This window comes from Shimia ponticola, assembly GCF_007995215.1.
GTDB lineage: Bacteria > Pseudomonadota > Alphaproteobacteria > Rhodobacterales > Rhodobacteraceae > Shimia_B > Shimia_B ponticola.
The window spans coordinates 1,079,805-1,103,684 of record NZ_VCDK01000003.1; the positions used below are offsets into that span (position 1 = coordinate 1,079,805).

The 23,880-nt window shown below is 60.5% G+C and carries 20 protein-coding genes; 5 read left to right on the top strand and 15 right to left on the bottom strand.

Annotation, left to right across the window (positions count from 1 at the left end; all coding sequences use genetic code 11):
• Together FE702_RS08695 and FE702_RS08700 are read right to left on the bottom strand one after the other, a co-directional pair.
• Positions 1–561 (bottom strand): F0F1 ATP synthase subunit delta, encoded by a 561-nt coding sequence (locus FE702_RS08695; RefSeq protein ID WP_147125850.1) that lies wholly within the window; start codon positions 559–561, stop codon positions 1–3.
• Between the two features lie 299 nt (positions 562–860).
• A complete protein-coding gene (locus tag FE702_RS08700) occupies positions 861–1,616 on the bottom strand; it encodes a class I SAM-dependent methyltransferase (protein WP_147125851.1) in 756 nt (251 codons plus the stop codon).
• 329 nt (positions 1,617–1,945) lie between these two features.
• Here FE702_RS08700 and clpA point away from each other — a divergent pair, with 329 nt between their 5' ends.
• Positions 1,946–4,276 (top strand): ATP-dependent Clp protease ATP-binding subunit ClpA, encoded by a 2,331-nt coding sequence (gene clpA, locus FE702_RS08705; protein WP_147125852.1) that lies wholly within the window; start codon positions 1,946–1,948, stop codon positions 4,274–4,276.
• 3 nt (positions 4,277–4,279) lie between these two features.
• Entirely contained in the window at positions 4,280–5,251 is a 972-nt protein-coding gene (locus tag FE702_RS08710) for a M23 family metallopeptidase (protein WP_147125853.1), read from the top strand.
• A gap of 169 nt (positions 5,252–5,420) precedes the next feature.
• Here the strand turns inward: FE702_RS08710 and FE702_RS08715 are convergent, their stop codons facing one another.
• The 3 genes from FE702_RS08715 to FE702_RS08725 all read right to left on the bottom strand — a co-directional run bounded on the left by FE702_RS08715 (position 5,421) and on the right by FE702_RS08725 (position 9,630).
• Positions 5,421–7,757: a peptidoglycan -binding protein gene (locus FE702_RS08715; protein ID WP_147125854.1), complete on the bottom strand. Its 2,337-nt coding sequence runs from the start codon at positions 7,755–7,757 to the stop codon at positions 5,421–5,423.
• Between the two features lie 6 nt (positions 7,758–7,763).
• Positions 7,764–8,987 (bottom strand): biopolymer transporter ExbB, encoded by a 1,224-nt coding sequence (locus tag FE702_RS08720; protein WP_147125855.1) that lies wholly within the window; start codon positions 8,985–8,987, stop codon positions 7,764–7,766.
• 106 nt (positions 8,988–9,093) lie between these two features.
• Positions 9,094–9,630, bottom strand: coding sequence for a gamma-glutamylcyclotransferase (locus FE702_RS08725; protein WP_147125856.1), 537 nt, complete (start codon positions 9,628–9,630; stop codon positions 9,094–9,096).
• Positions 9,631–9,696: 66 nt separating this feature from the next.
• Here FE702_RS08725 and FE702_RS08730 point away from each other — a divergent pair, with 66 nt between their 5' ends.
• Positions 9,697–10,698, top strand: a complete 1,002-nt coding sequence (locus FE702_RS08730; protein WP_147125857.1) for a DUF2125 domain-containing protein — start codon at positions 9,697–9,699, stop codon at positions 10,696–10,698.
• Between the two features lie 11 nt (positions 10,699–10,709).
• Here the strand turns inward: FE702_RS08730 and FE702_RS08735 are convergent, their stop codons facing one another.
• The 7 genes from FE702_RS08735 to FE702_RS08765 form a co-directional block, all read right to left on the bottom strand.
• Positions 10,710–11,522 (bottom strand): extensin-like domain-containing protein, encoded by an 813-nt coding sequence (locus tag FE702_RS08735; protein ID WP_147125858.1) that lies wholly within the window; start codon positions 11,520–11,522, stop codon positions 10,710–10,712.
• Positions 11,476–12,387: a prephenate/arogenate dehydrogenase family protein gene (locus FE702_RS08740; RefSeq protein ID WP_147125859.1), complete on the bottom strand. Its 912-nt coding sequence runs from the start codon at positions 12,385–12,387 to the stop codon at positions 11,476–11,478. The genes FE702_RS08735 and FE702_RS08740 overlap by 47 nt, the downstream gene beginning before the upstream one ends.
• Positions 12,384–13,484 (bottom strand): histidinol-phosphate transaminase, encoded by a 1,101-nt coding sequence (hisC, locus tag FE702_RS08745; protein WP_147125860.1) that lies wholly within the window; start codon positions 13,482–13,484, stop codon positions 12,384–12,386. Before hisC ends, FE702_RS08740 begins: the two co-directional genes overlap by 4 nt.
• Before the next feature lie 213 nt (positions 13,485–13,697).
• Positions 13,698–14,318: a 30S ribosomal protein S4 gene (rpsD, locus tag FE702_RS08750; protein ID WP_147125861.1), complete on the bottom strand. Its 621-nt coding sequence runs from the start codon at positions 14,316–14,318 to the stop codon at positions 13,698–13,700.
• 216 nt (positions 14,319–14,534) lie between these two features.
• The gene (locus FE702_RS08755; RefSeq protein WP_147125862.1) at positions 14,535–15,575 is read right to left on the bottom strand and encodes a Hint domain-containing protein; all 1,041 of its coding nucleotides are present in this window, start codon (positions 15,573–15,575) and stop codon (positions 14,535–14,537) included.
• Between the two features lie 173 nt (positions 15,576–15,748).
• The gene (locus FE702_RS08760; RefSeq protein WP_147125863.1) at positions 15,749–16,666 is read right to left on the bottom strand and encodes a lipid A-modifier LpxR family protein; all 918 of its coding nucleotides are present in this window, start codon (positions 16,664–16,666) and stop codon (positions 15,749–15,751) included.
• Positions 16,667–16,808: 142 nt separating this feature from the next.
• Entirely contained in the window at positions 16,809–19,406 is a 2,598-nt protein-coding gene (locus FE702_RS08765; protein ID WP_147125864.1) for an adenosylcobalamin-dependent ribonucleoside-diphosphate reductase, read from the bottom strand.
• A 146-nt stretch (positions 19,407–19,552) separates the two neighbouring features.
• Between FE702_RS08765 and FE702_RS08770 the strand changes: the two genes are divergently transcribed.
• The gene (locus FE702_RS08770; RefSeq protein ID WP_147125865.1) at positions 19,553–19,987 is read left to right on the top strand and encodes a DUF1489 family protein; all 435 of its coding nucleotides are present in this window, start codon (positions 19,553–19,555) and stop codon (positions 19,985–19,987) included.
• Between the two features lie 365 nt (positions 19,988–20,352).
• Here the strand turns inward: FE702_RS08770 and hisG are convergent, their stop codons facing one another.
• From hisG to hisS, 3 genes are read right to left on the bottom strand one after another with little or no spacing between them, the layout of a single operon-like run.
• A complete protein-coding gene (gene hisG / locus FE702_RS08775) occupies positions 20,353–21,039 on the bottom strand; it encodes an ATP phosphoribosyltransferase (protein WP_147125866.1) in 687 nt (228 codons plus the stop codon).
• Positions 21,036–22,076 (bottom strand): ATP phosphoribosyltransferase regulatory subunit, encoded by a 1,041-nt coding sequence (locus FE702_RS08780; protein ID WP_147125867.1) that lies wholly within the window; start codon positions 22,074–22,076, stop codon positions 21,036–21,038. The genes hisG and FE702_RS08780 overlap by 4 nt, the downstream gene beginning before the upstream one ends.
• Complete coding sequence (gene hisS / locus FE702_RS08785; RefSeq protein ID WP_147125868.1) at positions 22,069–23,574, bottom strand: histidine--tRNA ligase; 1,506 nt, start codon at positions 23,572–23,574, stop codon at positions 22,069–22,071. Before hisS ends, FE702_RS08780 begins: the two co-directional genes overlap by 8 nt.
• A 95-nt stretch (positions 23,575–23,669) precedes the next feature.
• On the opposite strand from hisS, the gene FE702_RS08790 reads away from it, so the two are divergent.
• Entirely contained in the window at positions 23,670–23,858 is a 189-nt protein-coding gene (locus FE702_RS08790; protein WP_147125869.1) for a SlyX family protein, read from the top strand.
• Positions 23,859–23,880 lie beyond the last annotated feature (22 nt).

Genomic DNA, 23,880 nt, shown 5'->3' on the forward strand with positions numbered 1-23,880 from the left:
TTATCCGACCTCTTTCATGGTGTTCTGGAGCGCAGCGAGCTTCGACTTGACCGACGTGTCGATCATCTTGGAGCCCACCTTCACAATCATCCCGCCGATGAGGCTTTCATCAACGGATGCGTCTACGTTTACGTCTTTGCCAATTTGCGCCTTCAGCGCCTTGGCAAGCTTGTCGGCCTGGGTCTTGGTCAACGCTTTCGCGGACACGACCTCGGCTGTGACTTCGCCCTTGTGTTCGGCGATCAGGTCACGCAGCCCAGCAATCAGCTGCGGCACAACAAAAAGGCGCCGATTTTGAGCCATCAGCGCCAGTGCATTCGTCAGTTTGTCACCCAGACCAATCTTGGTCGCGACAGCCGAGATGGCCGCCTGCATTTCGACGCGCGTGTATACTGGCGAGGAAATAAGATTGCTCAGGTCTTCGCTTGCCGCAATCGCTTCGCTCAGCGTAGCAACGTCTTTTTCAAGACGCGGCAAGGTCTTTTCTTCTTTCGCGAGATCGAACAAAGCGGTCGCATACCGCCCTGCGATGCCGTTGGAGATCGAAGCTGGTTCGGACACGTCCACCCTTTCGACTTTGTGGGCCTGTGTTTCACAGGCAGCGCGGCGGGCAGGACCCCTGCCGCCAATTCGGGTGCGATGTAGCAGAGCGTTTTTGCGGTCGCAATGCCCGCATGTTCTGTCGCGAAACCACCATATTCAATGAAACCAATAACTTAGCTTCGGTGCGACCTATTGCGTCGCAATTTTTCTGTGCAAAAGCCCATCCCGCTATCGCAAACAGACGCAACGACCCGCTGCGAATCCTGTGACGGTGGGTCATTTCGGCGTACAGCCCCCCCCCCCCGGCGGCAGAGGCCTCAGACTTGCCTTGCCGGCTCGGGCGCAGGGCTTGTGATGCCCTCAAGCACTTTCAACGGATTGCTGATCACCTGCCCCAAACCGGGCCGGGTCGGTCGCGGCACTTGTTTCGACACTTCGAGGATCAGAACACCGCCGCCGCGCCACGCGGGGATCGTCTTGCCCGCTTTCTCCATCAAAGGCCCGGCCTTGAGCCAGAACCGCGTGCCGCGCGGCGGCTGATACAGCGCTGTGACATGACGCTCTGGCAAAAACCCGTGGTAGCGCAGACGGGTTTCCAACTGACTTGGCGTGTATGGCCGCGAATAGGAAAAAGGCGTGCCTTCTCTTCGGGCCCATGGGCTGACACGATTTGGCACTATAAACATGCCCCGACCGCCCGGCCCCAAAATCCGGTAACACTCTTCCAACAAAGCCGCTGGATGCTCGGACGTGTCCAGACCATGCAACACGATCAACTTGTCGACGCTGCCGGTTTCTATCGGCCAAAGGGTTTCTTCACACAGCACACTGATGTTGGGCTGCCCGGCGGGCCAGTGCATCACGCCTTGTGGCCCGGGCATTAGCCCGATCACGCGCCGGGCATCGGCCATGTACGGGCGCAGCAGAGGCACAGCAAAGCCAAAGCCCACAACAGTCTGCCCCTTGGCGTCAGGCCACAAAGTATGCACTTGCTGGCGGATGGCCGACTGTGCCGCACGCCCCAGCGCGGAACGGTAGTAGAAGTTCCGCAGTTGCGTTACATCGGTATGCAATTCCGGCGTCTCCGTGTTCCTTGGCGCGTCAGCCAAACCCTAGGCTGGAACGTGGCAGTCGCGCTACCCCGAAGCATGCTCAAACCACGGCCAAGCACCCATACTTGAATGTCAGCAACGGCATACCCAATTGTGCCGACCGACAATCGCACTGACAAACCTTTGCGCAAAGCGTCCGGCAACAGACCTCAAACAACACCTTGTGAGGCCTTTTTTTTCAGAAAGCCCTTGAAGCCCGCCGAAGAAAACCGAAACTTAACTATACAAGGCCACGGTTCAGCGAGGGCCAATCCCCCGCAAAAGAACCCCGAGCAGAGGAGCACGCGCCCTTGCCTTCTTTTTCGAATACGCTTGAACAGGCGATCCATTCGGCCTTGGCTATCGCCAATGCACGCCGACACGAACTGGCCACTCTGGAACACCTTTTGTTGGCTCTCATCGACGAACCCGACGCCGCCCGCGTCATGCAGGCCTGTAGCGTCGATCTATCCAGCCTGAAAAAGACGCTGGAAGAGTTCATCGAAGATGATCTGTCGACCTTGATCACAGAGGTCGACGGGTCCGAAGCCGTACCGACGGCCGCCTTCCAACGCGTCATCCAACGCGCAGCGATCCATGTGCAATCGTCCGGCCGCACCGAAGTCACCGGTGCAAACGTGCTGGTCGCCATCTTTGCCGAGCGTGAGTCCAACGCCGCCTACTTCCTGCAGGAGCAGGACATGACGCGCTATGACGCTGTGAACTTCATCGCACACGGCGTGGCAAAAGACCCCTCCTATGGTGAAAGCCGCCCCATCACAGGCGCGGAAGAGGAAGAAGCCATTCAGGCAGAAGCCACCTCCGAAGGCGAAGCCAAGGAAAGCGCGCTCGCCAAATATTGCGTGGACCTTAACGTCAAGGCCTCCAAAGGTGACGTCGATCCGCTGATCGGCCGAAGCCACGAGGTCGAGCGTTGCGTGCAGGTCCTGTGCCGCCGCCGCAAAAACAACCCGCTTCTCGTGGGCGATCCAGGCGTGGGCAAAACCGCCATCGCCGAAGGCCTCGCGCGCAAAATCGTTCAGGGTGAAACACCAGAGGTGCTGTCTGGCACAACGATCTACTCGCTCGACATGGGCGCGCTTTTGGCCGGTACACGCTATCGCGGTGACTTCGAGGAACGCCTCAAGGCCGTGATGACAGAACTCGAAGAGCATGAGGACGCCGTCCTCTTCATCGACGAAATTCACACTGTCATCGGCGCTGGCGCGACATCCGGCGGTGCCATGGACGCATCGAACCTTCTGAAGCCCGCGCTTCAGGGTGGCAAGCTGCGCTGCATGGGCTCGACGACCTACAAGGAATTCCGCCAGCACTTTGAAAAGGACCGCGCGCTGAGCCGCCGGTTCCAGAAAATCGACGTGGTCGAACCGTCCGTCGAAGACTCTGTGAAAATCCTCAAAGGTCTGAAGCCGTATTTCGAAGAGCACCACGACATCAAGTACACGTCTGATGCGATCAAAACGGCTGTGGAGCTCTCTGCGCGTTACATCAATGATCGCAAGCTGCCGGACAAGGCCATCGACGTCATCGACGAGGCAGGCGCAGCCCAGCACCTTGTGGCCGAAAGCAAACGCCGCAAGACCATCGGCCAAAAGGAAATCGAGGCTGTCGTGGCCAAGATCGCCCGCATCCCGCCGAAAAACGTGTCCAAGGACGATGCAGAGGTTCTCAAGGATCTCGAACAGTCGCTCAAGCGCGTTGTGTTTGGTCAGGACAAAGCCATCGAAGCCCTGTCATCGGCCATCAAACTGGCCCGTGCCGGTCTGCGTGAACCTGAAAAGCCGATCGGCAACTACCTCTTCGCCGGTCCAACCGGTGTGGGTAAGACCGAAGTCGCAAAACAGCTGGCCGATACGCTGGGTGTGGAACTGCTGCGGTTCGACATGTCCGAGTACATGGAGAAACACGCGGTTTCCCGCCTGATCGGTGCCCCTCCGGGCTATGTCGGCTTTGACCAAGGCGGCATGTTGACCGACGGCGTGGACCAGCATCCTCACTGTGTGCTCCTGCTCGACGAAATCGAAAAGGCGCATCCGGATGTCTACAACATCCTGTTGCAGGTGATGGACCACGGCACGCTGACCGATCACAACGGGCGGACCGTTGATTTCCGGAATGTGATCCTGATCATGACCTCCAACGCCGGTGCCGCCGCACAGGCCAAAGAGGCGATTGGGTTCGGTCGCACACGTCGCGAAGGCGAAGACACCGCCGCGATCGAACGCACCTTCACGCCGGAATTCCGCAACCGTCTGGATGCCGTCGTCTCGTTCGGCCCACTGCCGAAAGAGGTGATCCTGCAGGTGGTCGAGAAATTCGTGCTTCAGCTTGAGGCGCAACTGATCGACCGCAATGTTAGCATCGAACTGACCCGCCCAGCCGCCGAATGGCTGGCTGACAAAGGCTATGATGACAAAATGGGCGCGCGTCCGCTGGGCCGCGTGATCCAAGAGCACATCAAAAAGCCACTGGCCGAGGAACTGCTGTTCGGCAAGCTCGCCAAAGGCGGTCTGGTCAAAGTGGGCATCAAGGACGGCAATCTCGATCTGCGGATCGAAAGCCCCGAAAAGGCCCGCATCGGCAACACCGGCGACAAGCCTCCGCTTTTGACGGCGGACTAAGACATGCGCGCCACCAGCTTCGCGATTGCGGCGCTGGTGGCCGCCACGGCTGCAGGGCCGACTCAGGCCCGCGACCCCCTGCTCTCTCAACCCATCGATTGCACACTTGGTGAAACCTGCTTCCTGCAGGCTCTTTTCGACCATGACCCGTCACCGGACGAAGGTGACGCCTTTTGCGGCAAACTCACCCGAGACGACCACGGCGGCACCGATTTCGCCCTACCAAACCTTGCTGCCATGCGCGCAGGTGTTGACGTCTTGGCGGCGGCCCCCGGCACGGTGGTTGGCACGCGGGATAGCTGGCCCGATATTTCGACCAAGGATCCAAATGCCCCTGATCTGAACGGTCAGGACTGTGGCAATGGTGTCGCCATCCGTCACGGCGGCGGTTGGGTCACGCAATACTGCCACCTCAAACGCGGCTCTATCATCGTCAAAGAAGGTCAGCGCGTTGCCAAAGGCACTCCTTTGGGCGAGGTGGGCCTGTCTGGCTCCACAACCTTCCCACACCTCCATCTCTCCGTGTTCAAGGACGGCGCCAAGGTAGACCCGTTCGCCCCGGACGGCCCTGTCTGTAACGGAACACCCGACACCCTGTGGGAGGACCCGCTGCCAACGCCAGCTGGCGGTATCCTGACCGCAGGCTTTGCAGGCCGCGTGCCGGATTTTGCCGAGACCACAGATGGTCTGACCAATGACCCGACACTCTCGAACACGGCACCTGCCTTCTTGGTCTGGGTCTCCGGATTTCAAAGCTTCCCCGGCGACGCGCTCGACATCCGCATCACCCATCCAGATGGCGTCTTTCACGAAAACACCATCCGTTTCACCGAGGAAACCGAAGTCTGGCAACGTTTCTCGGGCCGACGCTACACCGACTTCAACTGGCCAAGCGGCCCCTACACAGCCACGCTGACCTTCCGGCGCGGCGATCAAACCCTTGCCACCCGCACACTCGAAACCCGCGTCGAGTAGCGCAGCCCAACTCTTCTATGTTTCAAAAATACTCGCGCCGCAGGCCCTGAATCCAAATTGGCCGGAACGGCCAAACGCGCCGCAGGCGCGCCCCCTTAGGTTCAAGCCACGGCCTGCGTGGCGCAGAAGGGAGGCGGGAGGGCCGGCCCTTATCCAAGGACGCGAGGTCTCATTTCTCGGTGAACTTCAACTCGATCCGTCGGTTCTGCGCCCGCGCTTCCGCCGTATCGGCGCTATTGATCGGCTGGTACTGACCAAAGCCATTGGCAGACAACCGGTCTGGCTCAAAGCCCAGGAAATTGACCATATACTGCACGACCGACAGCGCCCGCGCCTGGCTCAGCTCCCAATTATCGGCATATTCGCCCAAGCCTGACAGCGGCACGTTATCTGTGTGCCCGTCCACTTGCAGCACCCAGTCGATCCCGGGCGGTATCTGTTCCCCCAATTGGCGCAAGAGCCGCGCAATCTTGGCAATCTCAGCCTGCCCTTCCTCAGAAAGCTCGGCCCCACCTGGGGGGAACAAGACCTCCGACGAAAACACAAAGCGGTCGCCCACGATCTGCACACCTTCTTGCCCCTCAAGAAGACGGCGCACCTCGCCGAAGAATTCCGAACGATAGCTTTCAAGGTTCTGTGCCTGAGCTTCCAACTCCTTGCGCAACGCCTCTTCGGCTTCGGCGCGCGCCCGCGCTTCCTCTGCAGCGCGCCGGTTCTCGGCGGCCGCCTGCGCCAGCGCTGCATTCAACTCGCTGCCCAGCGCCGTGAGCTGCGCATCAGAGGCTTCGATATCCTCTTCGTATCGATCCAGAATGCCGCGCAATTGCGCGACCTCCGCGCGTAAGGCTGCCATCGTCTCGTTCGTGAGCGCCAGCGTCCGTTGGCTATCCGCCGACAGCGCCTCTTCCTCCTCCAACTTGCGATTGGCCTCGGCCAACAGCGCGTCGCGACGCTCCACCTCGGTCAATCGCTGGGCGGCATCCTGCTCTGCGGCCAGTTTTTGCGCCAATGCTTGCGCCAGTTGGGCTTGCAGGCCCTCGATGGTGTCGCCACCTTCGGTCTGCTCGGCCACCGCGCTAGCAAGTGCCTCCTGCAGAGATGCGATCTCGGCATCGCGGTTTTCCCCTGCCACCAGCGCGGCGGCCAATTGCGCAGTCAAATCATCACTTGCTGCGCGTGCAGCCGCCAAGAGGGTCAGTGTATCCTCAGCTTCTTTCCGCTGCGCCTCAAGCTGAAGCGCCATCGCGTTCAATTCATCCTGCGCATCCGCCAGCCGCGCGCGTAGCGCTTCTGCCGCCGCCGCCTCGGCCAATCTGGCCTCTTCTTCTGCTGTCAGCGCACCTTCACTGTCAGCCAGGCGTTCCCGCAGGGCCTCTGCCGCTGCAATCTCGGCAAGCCGACCCGCTTCGCTTGCCTCAAATTGGGCCTGCGCGTCCTCGACCTGCTGACGCAGTGCTATGATGGTGGCCATCTGCGCCAACCGCTGGCGCTCCTCATTGGTCAAGGAGGCCTGCGCATTCTCCAATTCCTGCCGCAAAGCCTCTGCCGCCGCCTCGTTCGCCAGCCTTTGCTGTTCTTCAAGCGTCAGCGTTTGCTGCGCGGCGGCCAGATCCTCGCGCAACGCGGCCATGTCCTCCGACAAGCCGGCCGTCGTCTCACGCTCAGCCGCCAAGAGCGCCAACGCGTTGTCGAGTGAGCTTTGCGTGTCCGTTTGGTCCTGCGTCAGCGCAGCCAGTGCCGCACTCAGGTTGTCGCTTTCCGTCCGCTCTTGTTCCAGCAACGCCAAGGTATCAACGAGCGTGGCCTGAGTGCTCGCCGCTTGTGTCTCCAGATCGGCAATCAACGCTTCCATGGCTTCACGTTGTGCCGCCGCCAACCGTGCGGCTTCTGCCGCCTCATCAATCTCGGACCGTGCAGCCGCAAGCGCTAGGTTCAGAGCCTCTTCGCGGCTCAGCAATTCAGCGCGATCCGCTTCAAGGGCAGCGATATTGTCCGCCGATTGATCCGCCTGCGCCAGCAAACCGGCAATTTGATCATCCCGGTCCGCCTGCGCCGCCAAGAGGCTGGCTACCTGTTCTTCGAAACTCGCGATGCGCCCGGTTGCCGCTGTGAGCGCCTGTTCCTGAGACGCGATCTGCTCAGCGGCTGCGGCAAGCTCTGCGTCTTGCCGGTCCCGCTCTGCCGTCAGCGAAGTGATCAAGGCCAGCCGTGCCGCGCTTTCGGCTTCTGCATCATCCAGAGACAGGTTCAAACTGTCGACCCGGCCCTGCAAGTCGCGGTTCTCCGACCGCGCCAGACCCAGCGCCTGCGCCAATTGGCTGACCTCGGCCTGAAGTCCCAGCACCTCATCGGACTGCCGCGTGATCTGGTCGCGCAGCACGAACTGAATGACCATGAAAATGGTCAGCACGAACATCAACACAAGCAGGATACCTGTCATGGCATCCACAAAGCCCGGCCAGATATTGGCCTGAAGCCGGTTGCCCGTGCGGCGGGACAGAGCCATCTCGGCCTAGCCCTGTTGCCCCTTAGGGGCATCTTTCTGCGGTTTTTGTTGGGGGCGCGTTGCCCGGACGGCTGTCTGTTGCGGACGCATCAGCTTGGCCAGCCCGGCAAGGTCACTGCGCAGATCGTTCACGGTCTCTTGTCGTCCGGCGGAGAGCTCTTCCAGAATGCGCAGCAACTGGACGTCAATCGACCGCAGGCGCATCCGGCTTTCGGCATCAATGCCTTCACCACCACCGGCGCCACCCGTCGAAAGCTGCGAAATCAACCGTTCCTGGCCATCCGCCACGCGCTCCAATGCTGCCGCGCCTGCGCCGCCATCCAATCGCTCGGCGACGCGCTCCATCGCCGTGGTCAGATGACCCAGCTTTTCGTCCGTGACGGAACGGCTGATGTCCTGCTGGGTGAACATCATCTGCATGGCCTCCATCTGTTCGGCCATGTGATCCAGAATCGCGGCAATATTCGCCTGTTCGCCTGCGCCGTCGGCATCGCCGCTCGACAAGCTCACGCGCGTAATGGTCGACAGCCATTCCTCAAGCTCGCGGTAAAACCGGTTCTGACCGTGACCCGCAAAAAGCTCGAGCAGACCGACCACCAACGACCCGGCCAGGCCCAGCAAAGAGGACGCAAACGCGACGCCCATGCCGTCCAATTGCCCTTCCAGCCCGGATTGCAACCGACCAAAGACCTCAAGCCCGGTCTCGCCGTCTTCGGGTGTCAGCGACCGGATCGTATCAACCAGCGCCGGCACCGTTGTGGCCAGACCAAAGAACGTCCCGAGAAGCCCAAGAAAAATCAGAAGCGAGACGAGGTACCGCGTGATTTCGCGCCCTTCGTCGATGCGCGTTGCCACCGAGTCCAGAATGGATCGGCTTGAGGCCGTGCCAAGCTGCATTCGCGCACCACGCGCGCGCAACATCGTGGCCAATGGCGCAAGAAGGCTAGGCGGATTGACGGTTTCGTGGCCCACCCTTTGGCTGGCAAATCCTTCGATCCACTGAACCGACGAAATCAGCGCCACCACCTGCGCAAAGGTGGCTGCAACGCCGATCACGAAAACAAAAATGATGAACCCGTTCAGATAGGGGTTCGCCGTGACCACCGGGGCCAGCGTCGGATAGGCCAATGCTGTGCCTGCGGCCACTAGACCGAGCACAAGCAGCATCAAAACGATCTGCCGCCACGGCTGGGTAAACTGCGGTGTCGCCTCGCGATCTGGTTTGTCCACCGGACGGTCCTGACGCTGTTGTTTCATATATCCTGCTGCGCGGCAGCTTAGACGTTTGGCCCGTGATCACCAACTGGATAATGCGTGATCCCTTGGCAGCGCGCCGTCACAGCTTGGCCCGCACCAAGGCGGCTAGCTGCGTCAATGTCCGGTCTTCGATGCCCAAGTCGGTCAAATGCTCTGCGGTGCTGTAGAGGTAATCGGTGTTAGGGCCGCGCCCGCCACGTGCGCGGGCGATGACATCGGCCTGCGTCTCGATATCCAGATGTCCGGTATACTGTTCGTGGTCTCGATCCACGACATAAGCCAGCGCCTCGATCTCGCGCCCGTCGCGCAGCGTCAGCGCCACACGCTCTTCAAGATAGGCGGACGACACCAGCTCCCGCTCCCGGATATATGCGATGATCTTATCATGGCTGTGTTCAGGCACCCGAAATGCCATGCCATCACATGTGGCTGCGTCATCGCTGTCGAGCGCCAGAACCAGGCCGGGTTCTTCGGGCGTGCCCCGATGGTGGATCGACCACATGCAAAAACTGCGGGCATAGCCGCTGAGCCGTCCCAGCACCTGCTCAGCAGGCTCAAAACCCGGATTCCAGATCAGTGATCCGTATCCGAAAATCCATGTATTGCCGCGATCCATCGCTATGGCCCTCTTGTTTGGGGCGCTATAAGGCTTGGAAGAAACAAGGGAAAGAGGCGCGGGTTCATGCGGATTGTTCTGTGGCTGGTAGCAGCCATCGTGGCACTGTGGTCGCTATACTGGGTCGTCGTCAGTCAAAGCATTGAACGCTCCGCCGCCGCATGGTTTGCTGACCGCACTGCGGAAGGATGGGTTGCCGAATATGACGCCCTAAACACGCGTGGGTTTCCCTACAGCTTCGACACCAAGGTCGAGACGCTGACGCTGGCCGACCCGGCCACCGGCGTCGTTTGGGCGGCACCCACATTTGAGGTTTTGGCCAAGTCTTACCAGCCAAATCACATCGTTGCGGTCTTTCCGCCGTCTCAGACGCTCGCTTCTCCGGCAGAGAAACTGACTATCTCTGCCGATGACATGCAGGCATCGGTGAGTTTTCGCGCGGGCACGTCGCTGCCGCTTCAACAAACCACCGCAACACTGAAGCAGGCCAAAGTCTCTTCCGACAAAGGCTGGGAAACCACGCTGGATCAGGGACTTTTTGCCATCAACCGGACCGATGCATCGGATGCTGAATACGAAGTGACCTTTACCGCGACCAACCTGCGTCCGAACGATGCGCTTCGCTTAGGGGTCGATCCGTCCGGGCGTATCCCTGACACATTCCAGACCTTCACGCTCGACGCTGTTGTCAGCTTTGACAAACCGTGGGACCGTTTTGCCGTCGAACGGGCACGTCCCCAACCGACAAAGATAGACCTGAAGGACTTTGACGCCCAATGGGGTCAGCTTGAACTGCGCGCCGTCGGCACGCTTGATATCGACGCCCAAGGCACGCCTGAGGGACGGATCACGATCAAGGCCACAAACTGGCGCGAAATCGTGACCTTGGGCGAAGCGATGGGCCTTTTGCCAGAAACGATCATCCCCACCGTCAATCGTGTGCTTGAGGTCATGGCAGGTTTGTCCGGCCCGCCCCATACCATCGACACGCCACTGACTTTTGCCAATGGCCGGGTCAGTCTGGGACCTTTGCCCTTGGGACCGGCTCCGAAACTGCAGCTACGCTGAGTGAACCACTCTCAGCGGCAATAGCTCCCTGAGCGATACTGGGCCGTATCAAAGTGGAAATGATCCTTGTGGAACGCATCCGCCTCGGGGCCGAGCACCGTGCCGAACGGTCCGCAAGCCGCGCGCCACATCTTGCGCAAGGCGCGGCCTTTCTCTCCGCGCCCCCAATCCCTGAGCAGGGACATCTCTGAACCGTCCTGCAGGCCGATCCCGGCGATATCAATCGCGCGGCCCTTGCCATGCTCAGAGATCTTGGCCCCTGCCCGGTTGTTGCGCGTTCGGCAGGAATAATGCGCAACCACACGCAACTGCCGGACACCGCCGCCCTGCGTGCCGACGGCTGGGCGCACGCCCTCATTAACCCAGCGCCGCAGCGCCTTGGCCGTGTTGCAATCCATCGTTGCCGCCGTGCTCAGCTGAACGCCCGCCACGGACCGGACCTTGACCGGCGCAGCCACGCCGCATCCGGCAATGCGGCCTGTGATCGGCGCTACCTGTGTCCCTCGGATGTCGGCAATCCCGCAAACCGACCCAGCCTGCCTGCGCGCGACTGCGCGCGACACCTCGGCTGGTCTGGCTTTGGGTCGCAGCGACAGATCAAGCGCCTCCACAGGAGCTTCAGGCGACAACGCCGCCTTTGCCGGGGCTGGGCGCGCCTTGGGTCGGATCAGATTTGTCGTGGCGCTTGCAGATTCACCGCGCAGTTGCGGTCTGGGGGAGGTCTCTGGCGCGTCGGCTCCTGCCTGTGAGGCAACCAGAAGAGCGACAAGTGACAGTCTACCGAGAGCGCCCGAAATTCGGCGCGTCCGTATCTTGCCCGGCATCAATGATACCACGGCGGATTTCACGAGTGCGCGTAAAGTAATCAAACAACAAATCCCCATCACCCCGACGAATGGCCCGCTGAAGCGCGAATAGCTCTTCGGTGAACCGTCCAAGGATTTCTAACGTGGCATCCTTGTTCGACAAAAACACATCTCGCCACATCGTGGGATCACTGGCGGCAATCCGCGTAAAATCGCGAAAACCGGCGGCTGAATAGTTGATGACTTCACTGTCGGTCACCCGTTGCAGGTCATCCGCGACACCTACCATAGTGTAAGCAATCAAATGCGGCGCATGGCTGGTGACGGCCAGAACCAGATCATGGTGATCGGGGTCCATATAATCGACATTCGATCCCAGACCCTCCCAAAACGCGCGCAATTGCTGCGCTTCGGGAGCTTCGGAATCCTCCGGTGTCAGTAGACACCAGCGGTTGTCGAACAATTCGGCAAAGCCTGATCTTGGACCCGAATGCTCGGTTCCGGCCAGCGGGTGGGCCGGAACAAAATGGACGCCCTCTGGCAGATGCGGAGTCACCGCTTTGATCACGTCGCGCTTGACCGACCCGACATCACTGATCACACAACCGGGCTTCAGCACCGGAGCAATCTCTTGCATCACGGCGCTCATCGCGCCCACAGGGACACATAGGATCACCAAATCAGCATCCGCGCAGGCCTCTGCCGCCGTGTCATGCACGCTTTCACACAGACCGATTTCACGTGCGATCTCGCGCGTCTCAGCCGACCGTGCGCTGCCAGCGATGTGACCGGCCAGTCCAGCCCGTTTGGACGCCCAGAAGATCGACGAAGCAATCAGTCCTAGTCCAATCAGCGCAACGCGGTTGTAAACCTGACTGCTCACGACTGGGCGTCCTGTGCATGCGCCTCCATAAACCGGCCAATCACGTGTGACACACGTCGGCACGACGCCTCATCTCCGACAGTGATCCGCAGGCAATTCGGCAGGCCATAGCCCGCAACCGGCCGCACAAAGACGCCTTCGGCCTGCAGGAATTGATCACAGGCTTGAGCAATCTCTGGCGAGGCAAAGCGGGCCAGAATGAAATTCGTCATCGAGGTGTCCGACGGCACCCCAATCGCGGCCAAGGCCTCGGCCAGCCACACCCGCAGGCGCGCGTTCTCCCGCAAAGAGCGCTCAATATGCGCGGTGTCATCCAGTGCGGCCTCGGCAGCAGCGATAGCGACCGAAGACAAGTTGAACGGATTCCGAAGTCGGTTCAGCACATCCATGATTGGCTTGGGCCCATAGCCCCAGCCCACGCGCATCCCGCCCAGACCGAAAAGTTTCGAGAAAGTGCGCGTGACGACGATGTTGTCATGCGCCTCTGCCAAGGCGAACCCGCCATCATAGCCCTCGACAAACTCCGCATAGGCGCCGTCAAGAACAAGGATAACATGATCTGGCAGCCCGGTCGCCAACCGCTCCAGCTCGGCCAGACCCAGCATCGTCCCGGTCGGGTTCGCAGGGTTCGCAATAAAGACGAGGCGCGTGGCATCGGTGACCCCATCAAGGATCGCATCGACATCCACAATCCGTTCGCGCTCTGGCACGACGACAGGCGTCGCGCCCGCGCCCAAAGCCACGATCCGATACATGGAAAACCCATGCTCGGTGTAGATCACCTCGGTTCCCGGCCCGGCATAGCCCTCGGCCAGCAGGCGCAGGATTTCGTCCGATCCGACACCCATCACGATCCGCTCGGCGTCCAGTCCGTGCTTGGCAGCCAGCTTGTTGCGGAGGCTTGCAGCATCGATCTCGGGATAGCGGTGCAACTGATGCGCTGCGTTCGAGACAGCCTTGATCGCCGCGTCCGATGGCCCGAAGGGGTTTTCGTTCGCGCTCAGCTTCACGACGTTATCCGCACCCGGACCACCCGCAGCACCACCTTGGTACAGCGCGATTTCCATGATCCCCGGCTGTGGCTCGATCCCGGCCATTTTGGATGTCCTCCCAACCAAAATCATGCCGCCTGACGTGTGGCAGCATTCCTGACGTTTACGCATCTTGGCGACGGGGGAAAACCGCCGATCCAACATCTGCGACAGGTGATGCACCTTTGCCGCGTCCGATCCTGACCACCAGCCCCTTAAACGTGAAAAAGGCCGCCCCGAGCAGAGGGCGACCTTTCCGTAAGCAGCAAAGAACGGTGTTTAGTTCTTCGCGTAGAATTCGACGACGAGGTTTGGTTCCATCATCACCGGGTATGGCACGTCCGAAAGACCCGGCGCGCGCACGAAGGTGGCGGTCATTTTCGAATGATCCGCATCGATGTAGTCAGGAACGTCACGCTCTGGCAGTTGCACAGCCTCCAGCACGATGGCCAGTTGCTTGGAGCGGTCACGCACTTCGATCACGTCGCCTTCTTTGACGCGGTACGAAGGAATGTTGACCTTTTTGCCGTTCACCTTGACGTGGCCGTGGTTCACGAACTGACGTGCGGCAAACACGGTTGGCACGAATTTCGCGCGGTAAACAACGGCGTCCAGACGGCGCTCCAGCAGACCGATGAGGTTTTCACCGGTGTCGCCTTTGACACGCTCGGCTTCGGCGTAGATGCGGCGGAACTGCTTCTCGGTCAGGTCGCCGTAGTAGCCCTTCAGCTTTTGCTTGGCGCGCAGCTGCGTGCCGAAGTCCGACATCTTGCCCTTGCGGCGCTGACCGTGCTGGCCGGGGCCGTATTCACGGCGGTTGACTGGCGACTTTGGACGACCCCAGATGTTTTCGCCCATCCGGCGGTCGATTTTGTACTTGGCAGACGTGCGTTTGGTCACGGCTGATCTCCTTCGTTCAGGTTTCGAAGGGCGTTGTCCTCCTTCCCGGATTTGGCCGGGACGACAGGTTCCCTCTTGCGAGGACCACCAACACCAATGAGCGCGCCGGATATGCGCTTGCCCAGCCACTGTCAAGCGATAGAGAGATCAATTGAACAGCGTGGGGAACTGCGCGGGCCGCGGGAAGCGAGTGCAAACTTTCTCCGGCGAGACGCGTTAGGCCACATGCCGCAGGATCGCGGCCTCGCTTGGTGATAGAACGCGCCGTGCGTAGTCGCTGTACGTTCCCTCGCGTACCTGTGGCAGAGCCTCCGCCATCGCCGCGCGCTGACCGTCGTCCAGTGATGCCAAGGACGGATGGAAACTCTCGGTCTCAAGTCCATTAGCCCAGACGACTTCATGCCGCTCGAACAGGATATGAACATAGTTCACGGCGCGGACCATCTTGTCGTGAATGACGTTGTGCCCATCGACAAGATCCCGAGCACCGACAAAAACCTCATCGCAGTTGAACAGGTCGCGCGCGACCGCGCCTTTGACCAGCATACGATGTTCAGGTGACACCAAAAGCTCTTGATCCGGGCGTCCTGATCCAAGTGCGTCGGCGCGGATACGCACCGGGGCCAAGTCCGGCATCACATGCAGCCGCGCACCCGTGATCCGACGCGCGCCTGTCCACAAGACTTCTTGCAGCCCGTTATCCTTGGTCTGAACCAAATCACCGGGCCGCAACTCTGTGACGTCCACAGTGCCGGACGCCACATTCAACCGTGTGCCCGGCGTGAAACAGATCATCTGTCCTTCGGGCTCTGTGGCCATCCCGGCATCGACCGCCAAGGTATGCTCAACCACCCACAAATCCTGATCCCGTGGAGGAATGTCATCGACAAACATCGCCAAGGGTCGCGCACCCGGCACGTCAATCATCGTCACGACATAGGCCCGACGCCCATCGGTCACGGCAAAGCTTTGCTCGGCCATCGGCTCCGAAACATCGACCGAATCCAGGTCCGTTGTGTTCTCTTGAACCGCGCCCACCAGTTTGCGCACGGTTTTCGCCGCGCGCCGGCGCATCTCACTGCTGCCGGCGGCATCTTCCAACCGCAAAAGCCCGCCATGGCCGTCCACCCGAACGACCTGCCCGGTCCACCGCCAAGTGGAACCTACACTCATCGACGCCCCACCCGTGGCGTCGTACCCATCAATTAGCGTTTGCGACCAGGAAATGACGAACGTGCCACGAAAGCCCGTCTCCATACCTGCACTGCCTCAAGTTTTATTATTGCAAGAACCGTAACAGGCACGAATCCGCCTGTTAAGACTTTTCTTTCAGGTGTTTAGAGAAAACAGACTTCACCCGTGGATTGCATGCCACACATGAAAAGACACTGCAGAACGGCTTGCGATAAGCCAGTCCGAAGGGACCGATCCTAGAACGCGAAGTCGATTGTGACGGAGCCGACCACCTGACTCCCGGTCTGCGCCTCGAATTCTTCCGACAGCCATGTCAGACCGTAGTAGAACCGGTGAAGCTCGCTCTTGTACTGCCCACCAACGCGGACTCGCGCGCGGTCTTCCAGAACAAACCCGTCATCTGCAGGCAAAACCACACTGTCGCTAACGGTCGTATAGTCAGCGCCCAACACCAGCGAGAAGCCTACATCCTGCGCATGATCGGCTCGCATCAGGGTACCTGTGGTCACGTCCCGCGCCCAAAGGGCGTTGTCGCCCATGGAGCCAACAACAAGGTCAACGCCCACGCGTGCGAGCGTTTCATATCCCGCCTGCACCTCGGCAAAGGGGCGCACGATCCCACCGTCAAAGCTCAGCGGACGCGCGGCGCTGAACAATGCCGTTGGATAGATTCCATTTTCGATCTGATTGGACAGGTCGGGCTTGGATGCCCCGATCCATTCATGGATCGTGTCCTGAAACTCACCGATCCCCGTCTGCGGTCCGGTCAAGACCAGGTCACCCCCCGCCGACATCTCCCACCCGTTGCGGGCGAAAGGCGTATGCACCCCGAAAGACAGAACACCAGCATAACGCCGATCACCCGGCTTGGGCGATTTTAGGCTCGCGGCTGCAATGATGTCGGTCCGAAGGCGGTATTCCAGCATCTCGCCCGGACGCTCGGCCGCATCACCGGTCCAGACGCCACCACGAAAATGGCTGACCTGATAGCTGCCGGTTTTCCAACGGTCCTTGCCGTCACCTAAGGCGTCATTTGTGAAAAGCCGCGCGGTCCCAAGACCCATGCGGTCCCCTTGCGGCTCGGCCAGAACAGGCGCACCCACAAGGAAACCGACGACAGCGGCCCCAAAAGCCGCCTGAATGAATGCCCGCATGATCACTGCCCGAGTTGATCTGTGTTTGATCGTTTTTGTTTGATTGGGCGCATCATAGCGCGCGAGGCGAATCAGGGGAAGAACTGATTCGCCTTTGCAGTAATTTTCTGTGTGATCGGGTGTCTTGGGTGCCCGCTTCAAATCACCCGCATTTCGAGAACCCGCAATTCGCGCAGGTCATGCAGCCTTCGATCATTCGCATTTCATAGCTGCCGCAGCTGCTGCAGGCGGGACCCTTTGGCGCGCCATTCATCTGCACGACATCGGCTTGCGGGTCTGATTTTAGCCCCATCCCCTCACCGGCGATGAAGCCGATGCTGATCAAGTGCTGTTCGATCACGCCTCCGATTGCGGCAAGGATCGATGGCACATATTTGCCCCCCATCCACGCACCGCCACGCGGGTCAAACACGGCCTTCAGTTCCTCGACGACAAAGGACACATCGCCCCCGCGCCGGAACACCGCCGAGATCATCCGCGTCAGCGCCACCGTCCAGGCGAAATGCTCCATGTTCTTGGAGTTAATAAACACCTCAAACGGACGCCGCTGCTGACCATGCACGATGTCATTGATCGTGATGTAGATGGCGTGCTCACTATCCGGCCACTTCAGCTTGTACGTGTTGCCTTCCAAGGCCTCAGGCCGGTCCAGCGGTTCCGCAAGGTGCACAACATCTGCGCCCGAATTCATCAACGCTGCTGAAACGCTGGCACCGTGCTCGGAGGGCTGCTCCCGGCCGAGGGTGGGGGTGAAGCCCCCGCCCGTGGGGGCGGCCGGGGGCTGCCCGGCGGTGCCGCCGGGCACATTTGCATCAGGGTCTCCGAAGACCAGCCAACCTGGTCCGACATTCAGCACAGGTGCAAGTTTGGTCGCCGCGTCTTTTGAAAGCTCGCGTTTTCCGCTGAAAAATGGACTTACAACCTGTTCACTAAGTCCCGCCGCCTCAGCGACTTCTTTCTGCGTTTCAAAACCGGAACGTTCGAATGCCCAGGTTAGACGAGCAGCCATGCTATCTAGCGAGGGTTGTGTTTCCGCAGGCTTCTCCTCAGCCACACTCAACACCGACCCCGTCACCGCATTCGGACGGTAGGTCGTGCAGCCCTTACAGCCGCTATCCCACGCCTCCATGTAGACTTCCTTGAAGTCATCGAACGAGATATCCGCCGGGCAATTGATCGTCTTCGAGATACTGGAATCCACCCATTTCTGCGCCGCTGCCTGCATCTTCACATGCTCCAATGGGGCCAGCGTCTGAGCGTTCACGAAGTAATCCGGCAGCTCTGCATCGCCCATCTTCTCACGCCACATCTGCACGGCGTAATCGACGACCTCTTCCTCGGTCTTCGATCCGTCCTTTTGCAGCACCTTGCGCGTGTAGGCATAGGCAAAGACCGGCTCGATCCCGGACGAGACATTCCCGGCATAAAGCGAGATCGTCCCCGTCGGTGCAATTGAAGTCACCAGCGCATTGCGAATGCCATGATCTGCAATCGCGCCTCGAACATCATCGTCCATCTGCATCATGTTGCCAGACGACAGATACGGCTCCGCCTCAAACAGAGGGAACGCGCCCTTTTCCTTGGCCAGTTCCACAGAGGCCAGATAGGACGCCCGCGCAATCGCCTTCAGCCAACGGTCGGTCAGCTCTGCCGCCTCGTCCGAGCCATAGCGAGAACCCACCATCAGCAGCGCATCGGCAAGCCCGGTGACCCCAAGCCCGATCCGCCGCTTGGCCTCGGCCTCACGCGCCTGCGCTTCAAGTGGGAAGCGCGAGGCATCGACCACATTGTCCATCATGCGGATCGCCGTCGCGACCAGCTCGTTCAGCGCCTCTTCGTCCAAGCGTGCGTCATCGCCAAACGGATCAACGACCAACCGCGACAGGTTCACTGACCCCAGCAAACACGCACCATAAGGGGGCAAAGGTTGCTCGCCACAGGGGTTCGTCGCGGCGATGGTTTCGACATAGTTCAGGTTGTTCGCCTGATTGATGCGGTCGATGAAGATCACGCCCGGTTCGGCATAGTCGAACGTCGCCTGCATGATCTTGTCCCACAGCGCGCGGGCCTGAACGGTGCGATAGACCTTTCCGTCAAATACAAGGTCCCACGGCGCATCCGCCTTGACCGCCGCCATGAACGGGTCGGTCACCAAGACTGACACGTTAAACATGCGCAGTCGCGCTGCGTCGCTCTTGGCCTCGATGAAATCTTCAATGTCCGGGTGATCGCAGCGCATCGTCGCCATCATCGCGCCCCGACGCGAGCCCGCCGACATGATCGTTCGGCACATCGCGTCCCACACATCCATGAAAGACAACGGACCGGACGCATCCGCCGCCACACCTTTTACATCCGCACCCTTGGGCCTGATCGTGCTGAAATCATACCCGATACCGCCGCCCTGCTGCATGGTCAAAGCGGCCTCTTTCAGCATGTCGAAAATGCCGCCCATGCTGTCCGGGATCGTTCCCATGACAAAGCAGTTGAACAGCGTCACCTTGCGCGCCGTGCCGGCCCCGGCGGTGATCCGACCCGCTGGCAAGAACTTGAAATCTTCCAGCGCGGCGTAGAACCGGTCTTCCCACTCTTCAGGGTCTTTCTCGACACTGGCCAGCGCCTTGGCGATGCGCCCCCAGGTGTCCTCGACCGTTTCATCAATCGGCGTGCCATCCGCCTCTTTAAAACGGTATTTCATGTCCCAGATTTGTTCAGCAATCGGAGCGGAAAAGCGGGTCATCTGCGGGCCTCAAGATATGGGGGTGTCGCCGGGATATAGGGTGTTCTTCATACCCGACCACACCATCTAGATGTAGCTTGGATGCCGCCGGGAATCGCAATATATAGAAAAACGGTGCGGATGCACAACATCTTGGGGGCCGGATCATGACGAAACACATCAACCTGATCAAACTCAGTGTCGGCACCGAAAATGTGGCAGGTCTGGCCGAATGGCAGGCCACCAAGCGTGCGCAGGCCCCGGATGGCAATCCACGCCACGTCACCCGCATGTGGCCCAAACGCGAGGCCGAATTGCTGAACGGCGGCTCCCTCTACTGGGTGATCAAAGGCGCGATCATGTGCCGTCAGAAAATCCTGCGCCTAGACGAATATCTCAGCGCCGATGGCATCACCCGCTGCGCCATCGTACTAGACCCAAAACTCGTCCGCACGACAACCGCCGCCAAGCGCCCCTTCCAAGGTTGGCGTTACCTCAAACCAGAGGACGCGCCACAGGATCTGACAGGGGCCGCCGCAGACCGGACCGAAACACTGCCCCCCAAACTCGAAATCGCCCTGTCCGAGATCGGCGTGATCTGAAGCGCACCGCCACACCTTCTATGTTTCAAAAATACTCGCGCCGCAGGCCCTGAATCTGAATTGGCCGAAGCGGCCAAGGGCGCGTTTACGCCCTGCGGCAAACTATGCGCTGGCCCTGTGACCATCGCACCCTACCTGCGCCTGACAAAAAACAGGAAGGGAAAACATGCTGGATATTCGGATCGTGATGGGTGTGGTCGTTGTGCTCTTTGCCGTCGCCGCATTCACAAGCGAGGGCGATCAATCGATCAACATCCTCGACAAATTCACACAGTCGGACAGTTAAGACACCTGCACATGAGGCGCGCCTTGGCCCGCCTCATGTGCGCAATCTACGTAGTCATCGATCGCAAATGAATTGCGGCTCACGCCAAACGGGTCAGAACCTCGTCCATGACCGCCTGATCACCGGCTCCCATCGGGGCCGATTTTGACCGGAACACGGTCGCCTGCGACGCCAAAATCAAAGCATCCTCTAGCACCCTCAAATGGTTCGCGCGCAGCGTCTCGCCCGTGCTGGTAATGTCGGCCACAACCTCGGCGGTCTCGTTCTTGATCGTGCCTTCCGTCGCGCCCTGACTGTCGACCAACTGGTAATCCGCGACGCCACGCTCCGCCAGAAACTGCCGAACCAGCCGGTGATATTTGGTTGCAATCCGCATCCGAAACCCGTGCCGCGCCCGAAACTCTGCAGCCACCTCATCCAGATCATGCGGCGTCACGACGTCCGTCCAAAAGGCAGGAACGGCAAGGATCAGATCGGCATGGCCGAACCCCATTTCCGCAACAACATCAACCTGTTGGTCCCAAGCCGCCAGCTTTTCACGAACCAAATCGGTGCCCGTGACGCCCAGATGAATCCGCCCGGCAGACAACTCGCGCGGAATCTCTCCCGCGCTCAACATCACCATCTCCAACCCGTCGATACCCTCGACCCGGCCAAGATATTCGCGAACCGACCCGCCTTTGCTCAGCGTGATCCCACGCTGCCCGAACCAGTCGAACGTATCGCTCATCAGCCGCCCTTTGGAAGGCACGCCCAGCTTGATCATCGGCCTGCCTCCATGAGCGCCAGCATCAGGTCAGGCCGCAGCACACCGCCGACCGCGGGCACATCACGCCCCGCCCCCAACGCCTGCGTCAGCGCATCGTACCGCCCGCCGGTCGCAACCGGCTGGTCCACACCATCCGCCTGAAACCCAAAGACAAAACCGTCGTAATATTCCATCGAGGTGCGCCCGTAGCTTCCCTCAAACTGCACCTGATCGACATCCACGCCGGCCACCGCCATCGCCTCGATCCGGGCTTCCAACCGCGCCACGTCAAGCGCAATGCCGGGCAGATCTGCCATCAAACCCTTCAATGCGGCCAAGGCGTCCCGCGCAGGCCCGGATACATCCAAAACCGCCTCCAGCCGATCCGCCGCCGCCTCTGGCAAAGGCGGCACCGCAGCCTCGGCCCGCAAACGCGCTGCGCGGCTTTCTACTTCAGCCGCCGTCCGCAGCCCGATCTCTGGGCCACCCTCAACTTCATCCCGCGCTTGTGGGGCAGCAGTATAACGATCCAGCAGGTCCCGGAACCGCGCAGGCCGCCACATATGCCGCTTTAAGGCCGCTTTGCGCGCGGGGATGGTCTCTAACCCGTCCACGGCCGCAGCCAGGATGGCGATATCGCCCATGACTGGCGTCACAGGCAACCCTTCAAGCGCTTGATAAAACGCGGCAAAAATCTCGGCTTCGACCAACTCGGGCGCGCCGCGATCAAAGACCTCGTACCCCACTTGCGGATATTCGTTGGCCCGGTCCGCATCCTGTTCCTGCCGCCGAAACACGGGGCCCGCATAGGTATAGCGCGCGGGTTCTGCGCTCTCGGCCATGTGCATCTGAACGACTGGTACGGTGAAATCAGGGCGCAACATCTGTTCGCCCCGCAGCGGGTCTTGGGTCACATAGGCCCGCGCGCGGATGTCTTCGCCATAAAGATCCAGCAGCGTCTCAGCAGGCTGCAAAATGCCCGCCTCGATCCGCGCGGCTCCCAGCGCCTCGAACCGCGCCAGCAACTCTGCCGTCAGGCCCGCAAGATCAGCCATTCTGATCGCTCAGCATCTGCCGCACCCGCGCCACGAGGTCCCGGCGGGGACACTCGACCTGACTGGGCCGCGCCTGCCATTCCTCGAGGCTCGCATCCTTGGCCAGTTCCGCCCCAAGGATCAGGTCCTTGATCTGAATGACCCCACGCTCTTTCTCATCCCCGCCTTCGATGATCGCGATGGGCGACCGGCGCCGGTCGGCATATTTCATTTGATTGCCGAAGTTCTTGGGGTTCCCCAGATAAACCTCGGCCCGGATACCGTTGTTGCGCAGTTCCGCGACCATCGCCTGATAGTCGGCCATCCGGTCCCGATCCATGACGGTCACGACCACAGGCCCCGCCGCCTCGCCCCCGATCCGCCCCTTGGCGCGCAGCGCAGCCAGCAGCCGGTCCACACCAATCGACACACCCGTCGCAGGCACTTCTTGCCCAGTAAACCGCTTCACCAGATCGTCATAGCGCCCACCTCCGGACACAGACCCAAATTGGCGCGGACGCCCTTTTTCGTCCTGCACTTCAAAGGTCAGCTCGGCCTCATAGACAGGCCCGGTGTAATACCCCAGCCCGCGCACGACAGACGGATCAATCTCGATCCGATCCGCAGAGTAACCACCAGCATCCAGCAGCTCAGCAATCTGCTCAAGCTCGCTCACGCCTTGCCCGCCGATGACCGATGCACCAACCAACTCGCGCAACCGCGCGGTTGTCTCAGCGCCCGTCGCGCGCTTGGCCTCCATGAAGCCCAACACCACGGCAGCTTGGTCATCACTCAAACCAGCGCCTTTGGTGAAATCACCGCTCTCATCTTCGCGCCCTGCTCCGAGCAACGCACGCACACCGTCAACACCTAGCCGATCCAGCTTATCAATCGCTCGCAGCACGATCCCGCGCTCGGCATCCTTGTCGTCACCGCCGAGGCCCGCAACCTCCATCACGCCGTTCAAAACCTTGCGGTTGTTTACACGCACGATGTAATCGCCTCGCGGGATACCCACACGCTCCAACGTGTCCGACAGCATTGCGCAAATCTCGGCATCGGCGCCCATCGACGCCGTCCCAACAGTATCTGCATCGCATTGATAAAACTGCCGGAACCGCCCCGGTCCGGGCTTTTCATTGCGCCAGACAGGCCCCATCGCGTAGCGACGGTACGGCGTCGGCAGGTCATTGCGATGTTGCGCGTAAACCCGCGCCAGTGGCGCCGTCATGTCATAGCGCAGCGCGACCCAATCGCCGTCGCCCGCGCCTGTTCCGGTGTCATCCTCCTGCCAGGCAAAGACGCCCTCATTCGGACGGTCCACATCCGGCAGGAATTTCCCCAGCGCCTCAACCGTTTCGATAGCGGACGTCTCAAGCGCCTCGAACCCATAGAGATGATACACCTCGGCAATCGTCTTCAGCATGTCGGCGCGCTCGGTCACTTCGGCGCCAAAGTAATCGCGGAATCCCTTGGGCGTGATCGCCTTGGGCCGCGGCTGTTTCTTGACTTTCGCCATGGCTGGTCTCCTTGTGCAGCGCGGCTCTAACAAGGGCCGCGCGATGCAACAAGACCACATGGCCAAGTGGTCCACCATTGTGGTAGCCCGGCAGCATGAACGCCCTCGAAGAAAAACTCGCGCATCTTGAAAAAACGGTCGATGACCTGTCGGACATTGTGGCTCGTCAGGACAAGGATATTCGCATCCTTCAGGCCCGCGTTGCATTCCTTATGGAACGCGAAGCCAGCCGCGAAGGAGAAGGGGCCGAAATCGTCGGTGACGAACGCCCGCCGCATTACTAGGCCAATCTTCTTGCTTAAAAAA

Coding starts and splice junctions, on each gene's coding strand:
- FE702_RS08710 (WP_147125853.1), top strand. CDS start 4,280: ATGCGCGCCACCAGCTTCGCGATTGCGGCGCTGGTGGCCGCCACGGCT.
- FE702_RS08715 (WP_147125854.1), bottom strand. CDS start 7,757: ATGGCTCTGTCCCGCCGCACGGGCAACCGGCTTCAGGCCAATATCTGG.
- FE702_RS08725 (WP_147125856.1), bottom strand. CDS start 9,630: ATGGATCGCGGCAATACATGGATTTTCGGATACGGATCACTGATCTGG.
- FE702_RS08730 (WP_147125857.1), top strand. CDS start 9,697: ATGCGGATTGTTCTGTGGCTGGTAGCAGCCATCGTGGCACTGTGGTCG.
- FE702_RS08735 (WP_147125858.1), bottom strand. CDS start 11,522: ATGCCGGGCAAGATACGGACGCGCCGAATTTCGGGCGCTCTCGGTAGA.
- hisC (WP_147125860.1), bottom strand. CDS start 13,484: ATGGCCGGGATCGAGCCACAGCCGGGGATCATGGAAATCGCGCTGTAC.
- FE702_RS08755 (WP_147125862.1), bottom strand. CDS start 15,575: ATGGAGACGGGCTTTCGTGGCACGTTCGTCATTTCCTGGTCGCAAACG.
- FE702_RS08760 (WP_147125863.1), bottom strand. CDS start 16,666: ATGCGGGCATTCATTCAGGCGGCTTTTGGGGCCGCTGTCGTCGGTTTC.
- FE702_RS08765 (WP_147125864.1), bottom strand. CDS start 19,406: ATGACCCGCTTTTCCGCTCCGATTGCTGAACAAATCTGGGACATGAAA.
- FE702_RS08770 (WP_147125865.1), top strand. CDS start 19,553: ATGACGAAACACATCAACCTGATCAAACTCAGTGTCGGCACCGAAAAT.
- hisG (WP_147125866.1), bottom strand. CDS start 21,039: ATGATCAAGCTGGGCGTGCCTTCCAAAGGGCGGCTGATGAGCGATACG.
- FE702_RS08780 (WP_147125867.1), bottom strand. CDS start 22,076: ATGGCTGATCTTGCGGGCCTGACGGCAGAGTTGCTGGCGCGGTTCGAG.
- hisS (WP_147125868.1), bottom strand. CDS start 23,574: ATGGCGAAAGTCAAGAAACAGCCGCGGCCCAAGGCGATCACGCCCAAG.
- FE702_RS08790 (WP_147125869.1), top strand. CDS start 23,670: ATGAACGCCCTCGAAGAAAAACTCGCGCATCTTGAAAAAACGGTCGAT.